Annotated in this window: 19 protein-coding genes; 10 read left to right on the top strand and 9 right to left on the bottom strand. The window is 37.9% G+C overall.

Annotated features, from left to right (window positions below; all coding sequences use genetic code 11):
- Position 1: 1 nt before the first annotated feature.
- The 3 genes from CLV99_RS12895 to CLV99_RS12885 form a co-directional block, all read right to left on the bottom strand.
- Positions 2-1345, bottom strand: coding sequence for a TolC family protein (locus CLV99_RS12895; protein WP_133584910.1), 1344 nt, complete (start codon positions 1343-1345; stop codon positions 2-4).
- A 65-nt stretch (positions 1346-1410) separates the two neighbouring features.
- Complete coding sequence (locus CLV99_RS12890; RefSeq protein WP_133584909.1) at positions 1411-2019, bottom strand: TetR/AcrR family transcriptional regulator; 609 nt, start codon at positions 2017-2019, stop codon at positions 1411-1413.
- A 127-nt stretch (positions 2020-2146) separates the two neighbouring features.
- Positions 2147-2803 (bottom strand): NUDIX hydrolase, encoded by a 657-nt coding sequence (locus CLV99_RS12885; RefSeq protein WP_133584908.1) that lies wholly within the window; start codon positions 2801-2803, stop codon positions 2147-2149.
- A gap of 142 nt (positions 2804-2945) precedes the next feature.
- On the opposite strand from CLV99_RS12885, the gene pfkA reads away from it, so the two are divergent.
- From pfkA to gap, 3 genes are read left to right on the top strand one after another with little or no spacing between them, the layout of a single operon-like run.
- On the top strand, positions 2946-3929 hold the full coding sequence (gene pfkA / locus CLV99_RS12880) for a 6-phosphofructokinase (RefSeq protein WP_133584907.1): 984 nt from the start codon (positions 2946-2948) through the stop codon (positions 3927-3929).
- 6 nt (positions 3930-3935) lie between these two features.
- Complete coding sequence (locus CLV99_RS12875) at positions 3936-4784, top strand: hypothetical protein (protein WP_133584906.1); 849 nt, start codon at positions 3936-3938, stop codon at positions 4782-4784.
- 5 nt (positions 4785-4789) lie between these two features.
- Positions 4790-5788, top strand: coding sequence for a type I glyceraldehyde-3-phosphate dehydrogenase (gene gap, locus CLV99_RS12870; RefSeq protein WP_133584905.1), 999 nt, complete (start codon positions 4790-4792; stop codon positions 5786-5788).
- 43 nt (positions 5789-5831) lie between these two features.
- On the opposite strand, the gene radC is transcribed toward gap, so the two are convergent.
- The gene (gene radC, locus CLV99_RS12865) at positions 5832-6518 is read right to left on the bottom strand and encodes a RadC family protein (RefSeq protein ID WP_133584904.1); all 687 of its coding nucleotides are present in this window, start codon (positions 6516-6518) and stop codon (positions 5832-5834) included.
- Between the two features lie 147 nt (positions 6519-6665).
- Between radC and CLV99_RS12860 the strand changes: the two genes are divergently transcribed.
- The gene (locus CLV99_RS12860) at positions 6666-7124 is read left to right on the top strand and encodes a peptidylprolyl isomerase (protein ID WP_133584903.1); all 459 of its coding nucleotides are present in this window, start codon (positions 6666-6668) and stop codon (positions 7122-7124) included.
- Between the two features lie 19 nt (positions 7125-7143).
- The gene (locus CLV99_RS12855) at positions 7144-7548 is read left to right on the top strand and encodes a DUF5606 family protein (RefSeq protein WP_133584902.1); all 405 of its coding nucleotides are present in this window, start codon (positions 7144-7146) and stop codon (positions 7546-7548) included.
- Positions 7549-7663: 115 nt separating this feature from the next.
- On the opposite strand, the gene CLV99_RS23475 is transcribed toward CLV99_RS12855, so the two are convergent.
- The gene (locus CLV99_RS23475; protein WP_262708293.1) at positions 7664-7789 is read right to left on the bottom strand and encodes a hypothetical protein; all 126 of its coding nucleotides are present in this window, start codon (positions 7787-7789) and stop codon (positions 7664-7666) included.
- Positions 7790-7957: 168 nt separating this feature from the next.
- Positions 7958-10741 carry a leucine--tRNA ligase gene (leuS, locus tag CLV99_RS12850; protein WP_133584901.1) on the bottom strand — a complete coding sequence of 928 codons (2784 nt, stop codon included), beginning with the start codon at positions 10739-10741 and terminating at the stop codon, positions 7958-7960.
- A gap of 240 nt (positions 10742-10981) precedes the next feature.
- On the opposite strand from leuS, the gene CLV99_RS12845 reads away from it, so the two are divergent.
- Genes CLV99_RS12845 through CLV99_RS12825 form a run of 5 tightly spaced genes read left to right on the top strand, consistent with a single transcriptional unit; the run spans position 10982 to position 14676 of the window.
- The gene (locus CLV99_RS12845; RefSeq protein ID WP_133584900.1) at positions 10982-11860 is read left to right on the top strand and encodes a cell division protein FtsX; all 879 of its coding nucleotides are present in this window, start codon (positions 10982-10984) and stop codon (positions 11858-11860) included.
- Positions 11861-11918: 58 nt separating this feature from the next.
- Entirely contained in the window at positions 11919-12161 is a 243-nt protein-coding gene (locus CLV99_RS12840) for a DUF3098 domain-containing protein (protein WP_133584899.1), read from the top strand.
- Between the two features lie 5 nt (positions 12162-12166).
- A complete protein-coding gene (locus tag CLV99_RS12835; RefSeq protein ID WP_133584898.1) occupies positions 12167-12961 on the top strand; it encodes an undecaprenyl-diphosphate phosphatase in 795 nt (264 codons plus the stop codon).
- Positions 12961-13692 (top strand): tRNA pseudouridine(55) synthase TruB, encoded by a 732-nt coding sequence (truB, locus tag CLV99_RS12830; RefSeq protein WP_133584897.1) that lies wholly within the window; start codon positions 12961-12963, stop codon positions 13690-13692. Before CLV99_RS12835 ends, truB begins: the two co-directional genes overlap by 1 nt.
- Before the next feature lie 6 nt (positions 13693-13698).
- Positions 13699-14676 (top strand): bifunctional riboflavin kinase/FAD synthetase, encoded by a 978-nt coding sequence (locus CLV99_RS12825; protein ID WP_133584896.1) that lies wholly within the window; start codon positions 13699-13701, stop codon positions 14674-14676.
- Positions 14677-14690: 14 nt separating this feature from the next.
- On the opposite strand, the gene bshB1 is transcribed toward CLV99_RS12825, so the two are convergent.
- The 3 genes from bshB1 to CLV99_RS12810 form a co-directional block, all read right to left on the bottom strand.
- Positions 14691-15410 carry a bacillithiol biosynthesis deacetylase BshB1 gene (gene bshB1 / locus CLV99_RS12820; protein WP_133584895.1) on the bottom strand — a complete coding sequence of 240 codons (720 nt, stop codon included), beginning with the start codon at positions 15408-15410 and terminating at the stop codon, positions 14691-14693.
- Between the two features lie 202 nt (positions 15411-15612).
- Positions 15613-16110 (bottom strand): glutathione peroxidase, encoded by a 498-nt coding sequence (locus CLV99_RS12815; RefSeq protein WP_133584894.1) that lies wholly within the window; start codon positions 16108-16110, stop codon positions 15613-15615.
- An 11-nt stretch (positions 16111-16121) separates the two neighbouring features.
- Complete coding sequence (locus CLV99_RS12810; RefSeq protein ID WP_246032763.1) at positions 16122-16775, bottom strand: DUF4294 domain-containing protein; 654 nt, start codon at positions 16773-16775, stop codon at positions 16122-16124.
- Positions 16776-16786: the final 11 nt, after the last annotated feature.

Below are 16786 nucleotides of genomic sequence, written 5' to 3'. Positions count from 1 at the left end.
ATTATTTTTCGTTTACTAATGTTTTTAATTGTCCTTTTGCCTTAATCAACTGAATTTCTGCAATCTTGAAATTAAGCAGTGAAGTGTTGAGATTATTCTGTGCATCAGCGTACGCATTTTCAGCATCGAGCACCTCTGTTAATGTAGCAAGGCCATTTTTATAGTTATTCTCTGTATCGGACAATACTTCTTTCGCTAACCCAACATTTGAACGATTCGTATTAATGGTTAACAGTGAATTTTTGATTTGGGCTCTAGCATTATCATTAGCCAAACTTAAAGCTAGTTTAGTATTTTCCAACTCAACCTCTGCTTGCTTTAATTGGATAGTAGCTTGATTAATTCTTGCCTTTGTCAATCCTCCGTTAAAAATTGGAATAGAAAGATTTAAACCAATGGCTGAAAAGGCTGATTTACTAGCAGCATTACCAAAAAAGGGAAACTTCTCACCAATCCCCATATAACCTAGATTCCCAGTTAAAGATAAATTAGGATAGTAATCCGCTTTTTTAGAATCACGATTCAACTCTAATAATTGTGTCTGTTTTTCCAACAATTTAATTTCAGTACGTGTTGACAAGTCGTATTCTTCCAACATTGCTGTATTTTGATTAACCTCAAAAGTCTCCTTGGGCAGATTGACTTTTTCTTGGATAGGCATACCAATTGCAAATTTCATAGCATTTTCTTTTAGCTCTAAAGCATTAATAACTATTTGTCGATTGGCTTTCAGATTATTTACAGCAACATTAATTCGGTCGAGATCAATTTTCCTTCCCAAACCAGCGTCAACTAATCCCTTAATTACATCCCTAGTTTTGGTTGTACTATTTAGGTTATTATCAATTGTCTGAAGTTGCAGATGACTTTGAAAAACATCATAATAAGAACCCGCAACCTTTTCGATCAATTGTTCATCTGTCAACTCCTTATTTATCTGATAAAATTCCTTCGTCGTCTTTGCCGCTTTCAGTCCTGTGAATAACGCCTGATTAAATATCTGTTGGTTGACGCTCACCGCAGCCTGAGCTTGCCACGGTTGTCCAAACTTCATAAACATAAGTGTAGATGCACCTCCCTCAGGGGTCATAGTAATAGCATTCTCCTGAATCAGAGGGTTGTAAGTCAAACTGCCCTGTCCATTAATCTGCGGTAAGCCCCCAGCCCGCACTTCATCAATCTGATACTGCGCATTTTCAAGATCCAAAGCCGACTTCTTAGCATCAGCCTTATTCTCGAGCGCGTATTTTATAGCTTGCTGTAGCGTCAACACCTCTTGAGCATTAACACTGGAAGCTCCAAAGATTCCAGCTAGTAAAACTGCAATAATTCTTATCCTTTTCATCTAGTATGTTTGTTTTTCTTTTTTTTGCTGATGAAAGCTCTCCCGACACATTGGGATTGGTTTCATTATTTATTGTTTGCGACGATGCGCTCTTCAAAAATTAATCTTATTGCCCTTCTCTGGCTATCTACAATGTGGCATATATTGTCTTTATTAGGAATCCCTGAAACAATATCTTGTACGTTATGCATGATACCAAGTGATTTCATGATCTCAACGAAAGCAACACTAGCCTCATCGACATCTTTAATCCGCACATCACCAATATCGACAGATTTAGAAAACAACACCTTAGTAGCCGCAATATCCCTTTGATAAAGCTCTTGGATAACGGATGCAATCTCTACTCCTTTAATCCATTCAAGATTCTCATCGATGTGGAGCATGTAATATTTACTGAGATAAGAAGCGCGCAACTCAAGAATTTCATAGAGTGTAGTCATTAAGTCATGCTTATAGCTAGCAATAATAGCTTCCTCTTTGGCAAATAGCTCGTCAGCAACAGTAGCTATTACATCTCTTATCAAGGCCGACTTATCTTGATAATAGTAATAGAGATTCGCCTTAGTAATTTTCATATCCTCAGCAATCTCATTCATTGTGGTCTTATTAAAACCATAATGGCAAAATCTTCGCAGAGCTACCTCAACAATTTCTTCCTTACGTTTATCCATTTTTCACTTTTACCTTCTGACTTTTATCAAACTTTGTTCAAAAGTACAGAAAGACCATGCCAGACGGATAAGAATTGTTTAAAAAAAACAATTCCATGACAATTAAAGCAATTAAATTAAAGAAATATTAAGCAAAGAGTTTGGCAAACTTTCTTTTATCGACTTTATACAGTCGTGCAGCTCGATAGGACACTCCGGTCTGATATTCGTCAAGCTCCTTCAGGTAACCGAGGTTTCCCATTTTCTTTCGAAAATTACGTTTATCCAAGGACTCTCCTAATATAGACTCGTAGATTTGCTGAAGTTGGGTTAATGTGAATTTCTCGGGCAAAAGTTCAAATGGCGCAAAGGAAAAACTTAAATTGGTCTTTAGCTTCTTCAACCCGAGTCTTAGAATCTCATTATGGTCAAAAGCTAACTCCGGCACATCATTAACACCGAACCATTTGGCCTGACGCATATAATTGGTAATAGGTTTTACTTTATTTTTCACTTCTTCGTAACGAACGAGTGCCATATATGCTACCGTCAAAATACGACCTTCAGGATGACGCTTGACCCCTGCTAAGGCAGCCAACTGTTCCAGATAAATGTCTTTTAAACCGGTATTTTCATAGGATATGCGCTTTACAGCTTCCTCCATTTCTTCTTCTTTGTCTACAAAATAACCTGGAATAGCCCACCAATCTTTATAAGGGTATTCATTCCGCTCGGTAAGCAAAACTTTTAATTGCCCTTCATGAAAGGTTAGAATTAGACAGTCAACGGTAAAAAAGGAAAGCACAAACTTTTATTTTAAGTGAAAAATCAACCAAATCTGAGACAATATTGCTTAAAAATTACACAAGAAACAAAAAAAATATGGTCAAAAATTTAATAGTGTAAAAAATACACACTATATTCGTATTGCCTAAAATTAGTTTGATTTGAAAAAAATAACAAACATCGGTGTATTTACTTCAGGTGGTGATGCACCAGGGATGAACGCAGCAATCCGTGCTGTAGTAAGAACCGCAATATACGAAAATATACAAGTAACCGGTATTTATAGAGGATACCAAGGGATGATTGAAGCTGATTTTGTAGATATGAATAGACGCTCGGTCAGCTCCATTATCCAAAAAGGAGGTACTGTATTAAAATCTGCCCGGTGTCTTGAATTCAAAACCAAAGAAGGCCGCCAGCAAGCTTATGATAATATTAAGGCGCATGGTATAGATGCATTGGTGGCCATCGGAGGAGACGGCACATTTACCGGTGCTGACCTTTTTTCCAAAGAATTCGACATCCCAGTTATGTGCATACCCGGAACTATAGATAATGACCTCTATGGTTCTGACTACACCCTTGGATATGACACTGCCAACAATACAGTAATTGAAGCAATAGATAAAATCCGTGATACCGCGTCTTCTCATAGCAGAGTCTTTTTTGTAGAAGTAATGGGGCGAGACTCTGGTTGTATTGCGCTAAATGCAGGCGTCGGAGGAGGAGCTGAAGCGATATTGATGCCCGAAGTAGATACTGGAATCACAGAACTCTTTGGCGAGCTTGAGCTAGCTGAGAGCCGCAACAAGAGCTCAATGATTGTTATAATTGCAGAGGGAGATCAAAACGGAGGTGCCTATAATGTTGCCAAAATTGTCAAAGATAAATTTGACCATCTTGACATAAAAGTTAGTATATTAGGACATCTTCAACGTGGAGGGTCACCCAGCAGTTTTGACAGGGTACTAGCAACTCGAATGGGATTTAAAGCAGTAAAAGAATTGATGAACGGTAACTCCAGAGCCACAGTAGGGCTAAGAGGCACTGCAATCGTAACTACTCCACTGGAAGAGGCTTTAAGCAAAAAAGAATTCAAACTAGACGAGGAATTGCTAGCTATAGCAAACATAATGAACAAATAAAAAAGCATGATTTTAATAATTTTCACCGGATCAAGATATGCAGACTGGCGTCTAGCGGATAAAGGAAAAGTTTTGCACGGTTTCAGAACCGCTGGAATAAACTCTTATATTCAGGATGAAAATTTCATCAATCAGCTTTTAAATAAAAACACAGACCTACTCTATAATGCTGAAAAGGTCCGGAAGATATTTTTCTTCGGAGCAGGTGCCTCCTCAAAAGACCGACAAGAAAAAATAATACGGGTATTCTCCACTTTTTTCAAGAATGCAAAAGTCAAAGCATCTCATGATTTAGACGCCTCTGCCATAGCTACGTTTGGTGATGAAAAAGGAATCGTAGGAATCATTGGATCGGGCTCAAATGCGGCCTATTTTACAGGAAAAAAAATAACGGAAAATAATTATGGCCTTGGTTATATATTAGCCGACGAAGGTTCAACCAACTGGCTAAGTAAACAAATACTGAAAGACTTTCTAACAGAAGCTATGCCTAATGGATTCAGAGAAAAATTCTTGGAAAAACATAATATTGACCGTAAAGTAATTCTAGAAAAGATATATAATACCCCAAACCCTAATATATTTTTGACATCTTTTGCAGACTTTATATTAGAAAACAGAAATGACCCTTATATGTCGTCAGTAATAAAGAAAGGGCTTGACCTCTATTTCAAAACCTACTTAATACCCCTAGCTGACAACTACCCTGACTCACCAATAAGCCTCACAGGTTCGGTCGCTTATAACTACAAAGAATGGGTAATGGAACTGGGAAACGAATATCATCTAAATATTGAGAAAATAGTCAAGGAACCCATTCAAAATTTAACGAAATACTACATAAATAAAAATTGAAAAAAATGAAAATTGGAATTAACGGATTTGGCCGTATTGGCCGTTTAGCATTTAGAGCTGCTGTAAATCGCAAAGATATTGAGATCGTTGGCATCAACGACTTGGTAGAACCCGACTACATGGCTTATATGCTAAAATACGATTCAACACATGGAAGATTTGATGGCACAGTCGAAGTTAAAGATGGCAACCTAGTTGTTAACGGAAAAACGATACGTGTCACTGCAGAAAAAGATCCTGCTAATCTGAAATGGAATGAAGTTGGTGCAGAAGTTATTATCGAATCAACTGGATTATTCTTGACACAAGAATCTGCTCAAAAACATATTGATGCCGGAGCAAAAAAAGTAATCATGTCTGCTCCAGCGAAAGATGACACGCCTACTTTCGTAATGGGTGTAAATCATAACGAGTTGAAGGCAGATCAAAACATCGTTTCTAATGCTTCTTGTACAACAAACTGTCTAGCTCCTATCGCGAAAGTATTGAATGACAAGTTTGGTATCTTAGAAGGACTTATGACTACTGTACACGCTGTAACCGCTACACAAAAAACTGTAGATGGCCCCTCGGTAAAAGACTGGAGAGGTGGACGTGGCGCATACCAAAATATCATTCCTTCATCAACTGGAGCAGCAAAAGCTGTAGGTCTGGTACTACCTGAATTGAAAGGTAAATTGACAGGTATGTCTTTCCGTGTACCTACAGCAGACGTTTCTGTAGTGGATTTAACTGTTCGATTAGATAAAGCAGCGTCTTACGAAGATATCAAAGCGGCAATGAAAGAAGCTTCTGAAGGCGAATTGAAAGGCATATTAGGCTATACAGAAGATGACGTTGTATCTACAGATTTCTTAGGAGATGCGCGCACTTCTATCTTTGATGCTAAAGCAGGGATATCTTTAAATGACAACTTTGCAAAGGTCGTATCTTGGTATGACAATGAATGGGGATACTCCAATAAAATCATTGACTTAGCACAAGCTGTAGCAAAATTCATCTAGTTTTTTAAAACTAAAAAGAGAGAGGGCTTCCTCTCTCTTTTTTTTATAACAATCCCTCATCTCTAAAACTATAATAGCTGCTATCTGTAAAAATCAAATGATCATTCACCCGGATATCCATAATTCGTGCAGCTTCATTAACTTTATTGGTCAATTCCTTATCGGCTTTACTCGGATACAAAGTTCCTGAAGGATGATTATGAACCAAAATAATGGAATTAGAATTGGCCTGTAAAGCATGACGTAGGATAATACGTACATCAACCGGCGTAAAATCATTCCCGCCGCTTCCGATTAGCTGTTCGTGCACCACTTTACATGCGGTATTTAAATAAATAACCCAAAATTCTTCGTGTGGCAGATCCTGCAGATAGGGCCTAAAATAATCATAAGCTCGTCTGCTACTATTCAATACCGGATTATCCTGCTCTCCTTCCTCCTTTCTCCTCCGCCCCAACTCCAATGCAGCGATAATAGAAATAGCTTTAGCTTCTCCAATCCCCTTATATTGACATAACTGAGAGACGTCTTTACGGGATAAATGACTAAGATTGTTCTTCGAGTCATTCAAAATACGTCTACAAAGCTCTACAGAAGTTTCCCCTGGTGAACCAGAACCGATAAGAATAGCCAACAGTTCTGCATCAGAAAGCGCCCTACGTCCGCGCTCCAATAATTTTTCTCTGGGACGATCCGCCTCGGCCCATTCTCTAACAACAAGCTTATCCATAATACGATGATAGTAAATAATTGATTTACTTAAAGTTAGCAAAAAACCACAAACTAGCAAACTTAAACTTGTTTTGCCTATAGATCTCCACGTACTTTAGCCAAAAAAAACCTATATTTGTACCTCGAAAAACAAATTTATTTAGTAATGAGTAAAGCAATTATCAAGACAGAGAAAGGCGATATGACTGTACAGTTTTATACAGCAGACGCTCCAAATACCGTTGCAAATTTCATCAAACTCGCAAAATCGGGTTACTATGATGGACTCGCATTCCACCGTGTAATACCTGATTTTGTTATTCAGGGAGGATGTCCTAACTCAAAAGAAGGTGCTACCGGAGTTGCAGGCACAGGAGGCCCAGGCTATAAAATAGATTGTGAATTAACCGGAGAAAATCAATACCACGACCGTGGGGTCTTATCAATGGCACATGCCGGACGTAATACAGGGGGCTCTCAATTTTTCATTTGCCATAGTCGCAACAATACGGCACATCTAGATCGTAATCACACTTGCTTTGGCAAAGTGATCGAAAACGTAGACATCGTAGATGATATACGTCAAGGAGATCGTATTTTATCAATCGAAGTAATAGAAGACTAGTAAACAACAAAGCAATAACATGAATTTAAGAGCTTTAGTGTCAGTAACAGGTAAACCAGGCTTGTTTAAACTTATTGGACAAAATAAAGGTGGGTTTATCTTAGAATCTTTAGATAGCGCAAAGATTAAGTCTGTTGTTAACTTGAACACAACAAAAATGGCTACTCTGGAAGATATCACTATCTATGGCGAAGAGGAAGAAATCCGCTTGTTGGATATTCTTGAAAAAATAAAATCTGAAGAAATAAGCGTTCCGGATACGAAATCAAATGGAGATACATTAAGAGACTTCTTTAGAAATGTAGCTCCTGGCCATGATGAATCCCGGGTTTATACATCTGATATCAAAAAGATAATCAGCTGGTACAATATCCTAAAGGAATTTCCTTTATTCGAAGAAGAAGCACCTGCTCCTCTTCAATAACTAAAAGAAGGTCTGATAAAAATCAGGCCTTTTTTTGTGACTTTAGGGCACAAAAAAAATGCTTCGTATGGAAAGCATTACATTTAACTTTGATTCTTAAAATTAGACTCAGCTATTAACGTTTTTCTGAGCGTTCGGCTTCTTGTTTAACAGGCCGTTCTATAAATCCCCAATTGGTCATATAAAAAGCAAGAGGATTTCGCTGTAATGTGTTTGTTTTGTCTTTCTTTTTTTTAATCATATTTTTCCTTTCGTTTTGTTTTCACTTAAATAACTATCAACAAGCGAGCCAAATAAAACGAATGACAGTCCAAGTCGTACAAAATGACATACATACGATATATAATACTTACAAAAATGGGGGCAACTTTTTAAATTGCCCCCATTTGCATATACAATATAATCTATTTTATACAACGATATTAATAATCTTACCTTTTACGAAAATCAACTTCTTCAATGCCTTTCCATCCATAAAACGTTGTACATCAACATTAGACAATACGATATCTTGTACTGCTTTTTGATCCAAATCCAAAGCTAGGGATAAATTCATCTTCATCTTACCGTTGATAGATACAGGATAAGCAAATTCCGATTCGACCAGATACTCCGGCTTAAATACAGGATAATCTGCAAAAGAAATCGTACCTGCTGAGTTGCCTAACAATAACCATAGCTCTTCAGCAATATGTGGAGCATAAGATGACAACACAATAATTAAATCTTGAAGAATAGCTCTTTTATTGCACTTAAGATCAGTAAGCTCATTGACACAAATCATGAATGCCGATACAGAGGTATTAAAAGAAAAGCGTTCAATGTCTTCTTCAACTTTTTTGATAATCCTGTGTAATGCTTTGTACTCTGCCTTTGTAGGTGTTTCGTCCGAAATACTAAGATTACCATCTCCATCATGAAAGAGACGCCACACTTTTCTCAAAAACTTATAGACCCCTTCGATTCCGTTTGTATTCCATGGCTTAGCCTGCTCTAGTGGCCCCAAAAACATCTCATAAAGACGTAATGTATCTGCACCAAACTGAGCTATTATATCATCTGGATTGACTACATTAAACTTAGACTTGGACATTTTCTCAACCTCAGTTCCACAAATGTATTTACCGTCCTCCAATATAAACTCGGCATTTTGGTAATCAGGACGTGAAGCTTTAAATTTATCTGTATTGAGGACATCATGATGCACGATGTTTACATCTACATGCAAAGGGATAGTATTGTATTTACCTTTCAACCCTAAAGAGACAAAAGTATTAGTACCTTTTCCTTCATCATCCAATATACGATACACAAAACTAGAACGCCCTTGGATCATACCTTGATTGATCAACTTCTTAAAAGGTTCCTCTTCGTTGTGGTAACCAAGATCCTTCAATATTTTATTCCAAAATCGCGAGTAAAGCAAATGTCCAGTAGCATGTTCGGAGCCACCAATATACAAATCAACAGATTTCCAATAATCTATAGCCTTTTTGGAAGCAAAATCTTCTCTATTCTGCGGATCCATATAACGGAACCAATACCATGAAGAACCGGCCCAACCTGGCATAGTACTTAATTCGTATTCATATTTATCTTGATACTTCCATCCCTGAGCACGTCCCAGCGGAGGTTCGCCTGACTCTGTAGGTAAATATTTATCAACTTCTGGAAGTAGCAATGGCAACTCATCTTCCTTAATAAGGTAAGGTAATCCATCTTTAAAAAATACGGGGACTGGTTCTCCCCAATAACGTTGACGCCCGAAAATTGCATCACGCATCCGGAAATTCACTTTTGCTTTTCCTAATCCCAGTTCAGATAGCTTAGCAATGAGTGCTTCAGTAGCTTCATTATAAGTCATACCATTGATAAAACCAGAATTAATGTAGCGGCCATCCTTATTAGGATCTGCAGCCTCTTCTATCTCTTGAGTATCAGATATCGCAACTATAGGAAGGCCAAAATGCTTTGCGAATACATAATCGCGTTGATCGCCAGAAGGAACTGCCATAACTGCTCCTGTTCCATATCCTGCCAAAACATAATCCGCTATCCAAATCTGCACATCCTCACCTGTAATCGGATGTTTGGCATATGACCCCGTAAACGCTCCGGACACCGTCTTTGTGTCTGCCATACGATCTAACTCTGATTTCTTAGCCGTCTTCTCAATATAGCTTTCCACTTGGTCACGGCAAGCATCCGTCGTCAGTGAAGAGACCAATTCATGCTCTGGTGCCAACACAACAAAACTAACGCCGAATATAGTATCCACTCGAGTTGTAAATACCTCGATAACCGAATCAAGTTGGGGAATAGGAAACTTAACAAGCGCTCCTGTAGATTTACCAATCCAATTACGCTGCATCTCGATCAGTGGCTCAGGCCAATCGATGGTATCCAGTCCTTGAAGCAATCGATCTGCATAAGCAGTGATTCGCATTGACCATTGCATCATTTTCTTCTGCTCCACGGGAAACCCGCCTCGCTCAGAAACGCCATTGATCACCTCATCATTTGCCAGTACTGTTCCTAATGCAGCACACCAGTTTACTGTGCTTTCTTTTAGATAAGCTAACCTATACTTCAGTAACTCTCTTTGCTGTTCTTCGACAGAAAATGTCTTCCATTCTTCAGCCGTAAAAATCAATATATCCTCATCGCATTCCGCTTCGATACCTTGCGAACCTGCTTTTTCAAAATGAGCAGCCAATTGTTCAATAGCTACAGCACGATTTTCCTTTTTGTCATACCAAGCATCGAATGCTTGCATAAAAATCCATTGCGTCCATTTGTAGTAATCTGGTTCTGACGTACGAATCTCGCGCGACCAATCATAAGAGAATCCGATATTATCCATCTGCTCCCGATACCGATTAATATTTGCCTCGGTCGTAATGGATGGATGTTGCCCTGTCTGTATAGCATACTGCTCAGCAGGCAGACCAAACGAATCGTACCCCATAGGGTGCAACACGTTGAAACCTTTAGCACGCTTAAATCGTGAAAAGATATCCGAAGCGATATACCCTAGCGGATGTCCCACATGGAGACCTGCACCAGAAGGGTAAGGAAACATATCCAACACATAATACTTCGGCTTTTCCGTAGACTCAGACGTTTTGAAGGTAGCATTGTCCGCCCAGAAGGCTTGCCACTTCTTTTCTATTGATTTATGATTATACTCCATTTTTGTATAAAAAAGAATTTTACAAGAGTTGCGAAAATAGCGATTTTAACTCATTTTTAATACAAAAGTTTTTTATTGTACGTAATAATTTCAGATATTAGTTGCATTATTCACTGGTTTCAGTCAGTAAGGAAAGACGATAAAAAATGTTAAATATAGCTAGATTAAAGAGCTTATTATATTAATAGTTCCTAAAATCATCTTAATTCTTTACTTTCGCATCAAATTAAAAAACGGTTTATGTCAGCATTAGAACAAGGTTCACCTCGTAAAAAAACTAAATCTGTATATATTTCTACGGTTATTAGTATTGCTCTCGTATTATTAATGACGGGACTATTAGGTTTAATACTAGTTCATGCTAAAAATCTATCAAAATATGTAAAAGAGAACATCGTCTTAAATATTATTGTCAATGATAATGTAAATGAAGGGGATGTACTGTCTTTACAGAAAGATATTGAAAAAGACGACTATGTATTACGCACAGAATATGTCAGTAAAGAACTCGCTGCAAAAAGTCTTAAAGAAGATCTAGGAGAAGATTTTGTTGCCTATCTAGGGCACAACCCATTATTGCCTTCTATCGATGTTTATTTAAAGGAACAATATGCTAATTCGGACAGCATACAACCATTTATACAAAAACTAACGAAAAACAGCCGTGTTAAAGAAGTTGTTTATCAAGAATCGTTGATTGATATGGTGAATAAGAATATTCGTATCATATCGATGGTTGTATTGGCTTTCACTGTGATATTATTAGTGATTGCTGTAGCATTAATCAATAATACCATTCGACTGGCGATCTACTCACAACGCTTTTTAATAAAGAGTATGCAGCTGATCGGGGCAACAAAGAACTTCATCCGTAAGCCTTATATTTTGTATGGTATAGTGCATGGACTTATAGGCTCTTTAATCTCTATACTACTATTAATCTTCACTTTACAATTTGCTCAAAAGCAAGTACCTGAACTAATTTTTCTTCGTAACTGGTACGAATTTGGAGCAATATTCTTGATCGTCGTTATATTGGGTATATTGATATCTGGCCTTAGCACTTACTTTGCAGTAACAAAATATCTCAAAGCTAAATCACATAGCCTTTATCAATAGTATTCATATCATAAAGAAGTTTTTCAAGTCATCATTCAACTATAATAACTAAAAGATAATGTCACAAAAAAATCCTCTGATGAGCAATGAAAAGAAATCAAACATGTTTGTATTTCAAAAAGTAAACTATCAGCTTTTCATCATTAGTATCGTTATTGTAGCTATCGGCTTTTTTTTGATGATGGGTACTGAAGACATCTATAGTTTCGCTAAAATAACGCTAGCTCCTCTAGTTGTTATTCTAGGTTTTGCAGTTGGCTTTATCGCAATCTTATATAAGCCAAAAAATAAAAACATCTAAAGAACATGAGTTATTTTGAGGCTATTATTTTAGCCATTATTGAAGGTCTTACCGAATTCCTTCCGGTCTCATCTACAGGCCACATGATTATTGGATCGGCCCTAATGGGCATGGAACCCTCCCCATTTGTCAAATTATTTACTATTGTAATACAACTCGGCACGATACTCTCTGTACTGGTACTTTACTGGAAGCGATTCTTCAAGTCTTTGGATTTTTATTACAAATTGGTTGTAGCGGCAATACCGGCTTCTATACTTGGTATTCTACTTAACGACTTTATAGACTCTTTATTGGAAAGCCCACTTATGGTTGCTATAATGCTCGTGGTAGGTGGTGTAATCCTATTATTTGTGGATCGTTGGTTCAACAAACCTACAGTAGAAGACTCCGACAAGATTAGTTTTAAACAGGCATTTATTATTGGCTGTTACCAATGTCTAGCACTGATACCTGGCACATCGCGTTCAGCAAGTACTATTGTTGGTGGGATGACACAGAACTTAACTAGAAAAGCCGCCGCTGAGTTCTCTTTCTTTTTGGCTATTCCTATGATGCTAGGTGCATCTCTTATAAAACTACTAAAGTTCTTTAAAGAAGGACATTCTTTTTCTGGAGAAGAAATCAACTTATTAGTTATAGGCAATATAGTAGGCTTCATTGTAGCGATTATCGCTATCAAAACCTTCATTGATATCTTAACAAAATATGGCTTTAAAGCATTTGGATGGTACAGGATTATTGTAGGGGGCGTTATCATTGCAATGTTGCTGAGTGGTCATAGTTTACAGATTATTTAATGAAAGACGTGCAGGACCTTAACAGACAATTTTCATTCGCTGAAGGCGAAGTACTATTGGTAGATAAACCAATTACATGGACTAGCTTTGATGTTGTGGGCAAATTGAGAAATACAATGAAACCCCTTAAACTCAAAGTCGGACATGCAGGAACCTTGGATCCTTTGGCTACGGGGCTTTTAATTGTTTGTACTGGAAAGCTGACAAAAAAAATAGATCTTTTCCAGGCTGAAGACAAAGAATACACTGGCACTATTACTCTAGGGGCAACAACCCCCTCCTTTGATTTAGAAACCGAGATAGACCAGACTTTTGATATTTCAAATATCTCGGATGAAATGATAAGAGAGACTGCACAATCTTTTTTGGGAGAAATCAGCCAATTTCCACCGGCCCACTCTGCCCTCAAGATAAATGGAGAAAGAGTCTATGAAAAGGCTAGACGTGGAGAAGAAGTAGAACTAAAAGCCAGGACAGTCTTTATACATGATTTTGATATTGAAAAAATAGAGCTTCCGCTCATACATTTCCGTATAAAATGTGCAAAAGGTACTTATATCAGATCTATTGCCCATGACTTTGGAAAGAAACTAAATAATGGAGCGCACCTTTCTTCTTTACGACGCACCATGAGTGGTGAGCTTCACGTGGATAACGCGTGGAATTTAGAAGATTTAATACAAGCCATTCGAGCTCAAAAGGTTCTAATGGAAGAAAAAAAAGATTTATAATTTCTAATGAAAATTTATAGAAACCTAGACGATTTCGCTCCACTTGAAAATGCAATAGTCACTATTGGCACTTTTGATGGTGTGCACATAGGTCATCAAAAAATATTAAAGAAACTGGTTAACTGCGCCAAAGAGCTTGGAGGAGAGTCGGTATTGTTAACATTCTTTCCGCATCCAAGGCTTATTATAAACCCGGATGATGAAGGACTTCGACTGATTAATGATATCGAAGAAAAAACACATCAACTAGCGCTTGCGGGGATCGATCATTTGATTATCACTCCATTTACCAGGGATTTTTCCAACCAAAGCGCCGAAGAATATATCCGTAATGTTTTGGTCAATAAACTAGGCACCAAATCTATTATCTTAGGATATGACCACCACTTTGGCAAGGACAGAAAGGGGTCAATTAAAGATTTGATTCACTTTTCGACAATTTTTGATTTTCAGGTTCAAGAAATCCCCAAGCAAGATATTGATGATGTAGCAGTTTCTTCTACCCGTATTCGGGAGTCACTGATTAAAGGAGACATTGCCACAGCAAACAAATATCTAGGCTATCCTTTTGAGCTAACAGGCACGGTGATTCGGGGAGACCAGATTGGAAGACAAATTGGCTTTCCAACAGCTAATATCCATGTCCATGAAGCCCACAAGCTTATTCCAGCTTATGGAATATATGCAGTAGAGGTAGAAGTCTATCCAAAAGTAAATTCCGTTGAATCGGGGTATTATAACGTCCCACAACCAGAAAAGACTGCACAGGGTATGTGTTATATCGGAACAAGACCCACAGTAGACGGCATGAATCGGAAAATAGAAGTTAATCTATTGGATTTTAAAGACAATCTCTACACAAAAACGATACGAGTCAAATTCATGCATTTTATACGTCACGATGAGCGTTTTGATTCATTGGAGGAGATGCAGCAACAGATAAAAATCGACGAGGAAAGCATCAGAGCTTATTTTAAAAAATAAGCTCTGACGCTATCTTAAATTAATTCAAAAATATCACGTACCCCTAATAACTTTCTGGAAGTAAAACCTTCGGCATAGGCAACTTGTATATTGCGTCCAAACTCTTTGGCTCTCCCTTTCGTATATTCCATAAAGTCAGGACTAGAAATATAAGTCTGTGGACCATCATCTTCCGTTAGGGAGTTAAATTGTGTTTTATAAGCCAAAATAGACTCTTCTTTTAGACTCCAATAGTCACTAATATCTAAGACAACATCAGGTTGAATGTACTTATCCTGTATCAACTGCAGTTGTAACCTAGGTCGGAAAGCCTCCTGATCTTGACCATCGTCCTCTGTCTCAATACGTCTAAGTCCTGAAAGAAATAACGCATCATTAACAAGCTTGCTCGCTCTACCGTGATCAGGGTGACGATCGTCGAGGGCATTGGTAATTACAATCTCAGGTCTGTATTTACGGATAGCTTTGATGATAATGCGTTGACTATCCTCTTCATTGGCAAAGAAACCATCCCGAAGACCTAGATTTTCACGGACTGCCACTCCCAATACACGAGCAGCCTCTAAGGCTTCTGCCGCCCTGGTCTCTGCTGTTCCTCTTGTTCCTAACTCTCCTCGTGTCAAATCAATAATACCTACAGTTTTTCCTTCTGCAACATATTTCGCTATTGTACCTCCGGCCCCTAATTCGGCATCGTCCGGATGAACAGTCATGACCATTAAATCTAATTTCATCTGTTTATTTTAATTAAGCTATCAGATAGTCCGCTGTTTATAATATTTTCTCCGTTTCATATCCTGGAAACTGTTAATCCACATACAGACTCATAGCATATCTTCAAGCTCAAAATTAGGTATTTTATGTTTTCTATAATCGACTAATTCAAACAGAAGAAATGCAATACAGCTTTTATGACAGAACCGTGAAGGAATTCCACTACTTGGCATCCAAAAGATCTCGGATCCTCCGCTGAACCCGAGCAGACATTGGACTAGTTAAGCTGTAATAGAAATCAACAACCCTCCCCTCCCTATCTACAAGAAATTTATGAAAATTCCACAGGGGCTTACTATCTAAAACACCATTTAGCTCCTTTTTAGAAAGAAAATTATACAAAGGATGTATATAATCCCCCTTGACATGTATTCTTTTGAAAACAGGAAATGTAACCCTCTCTTTTATTTTACAATATGTCTCCAGATTAAGTCCCGTACGTGGCTCTTGGTTGTTAAAATCATTCGATGGAAAAGCTAAAATCTCGAATCCCTGATCTTTAAATTTTCCGTAAAGTTGCTCTAAGGTTTTGAATTGCTTACGGAAATAGCAACCACTGGCGGTATTAACAATAAGAACAACCTTACCTGCGAAATCTTCCAATGATCGTTCTTTTCCAGAAAATTCAAGAGCTTTAAAGTTGTAAATATTGTTCTCCATAAATCTTAATACTATTGATAAGGTTTGTTAATAGGTCTTACCCGTTCATATTCCCGGATAATATTCTCAATTTCAAAATCTTCAGTCGGGTTGTAGGTACTTTTCAAATTATGCCCAAAAACTCGGGCAACACCTTGATATACAAAAGCAGTAACACTCCCTTTCATATCTTTTACTAAATCATAACTTGTATTTCCAGTCTGCCGTTCAATCAACTTAATTAATATCTTACCCTGCGATACCGAAAGATTTTTGACTTCATTGGTAATCTTTTCTTTAATTTCTTGTTCGCAAGCTTTAATCAGCATCTTTTCATCTCTTTTGCTACTCACTAAAGCGAGATCCCGATCCAGCTGTTCATACCGCCTCTGTGCATATATAGCATAAGGGAGAACCCGTAATACGTTTCTTTTCAGTCTCATGTAGCGATTTTTCTCTTCCTCACTCTTCCACTCGCGCTGTGCTCGGACGACAACCTCTTCGATCGGAAACCAGGGAACAACTTCACCAGATGCCAATTTCGTCGTAAGGTAATAAGCTACAGTTTCTGCCTTCCCCTCTCCATAATGGGGCAATGTCAAAAGCGGCATCTGCTCTTGAGCAACAACCAAATTGCTCCAAGCCAACAAAACAATCAATACCCGCGTAAAGCCCCAGCTACACATTACTTTTTTGA

This window comes from Sphingobacterium yanglingense (assembly GCF_004363245.1).
Lineage (GTDB): Bacteria > Bacteroidota > Bacteroidia > Sphingobacteriales > Sphingobacteriaceae > Sphingobacterium > Sphingobacterium yanglingense.
This window is presented reverse-complemented; position numbering and strand designations above follow the sequence as displayed.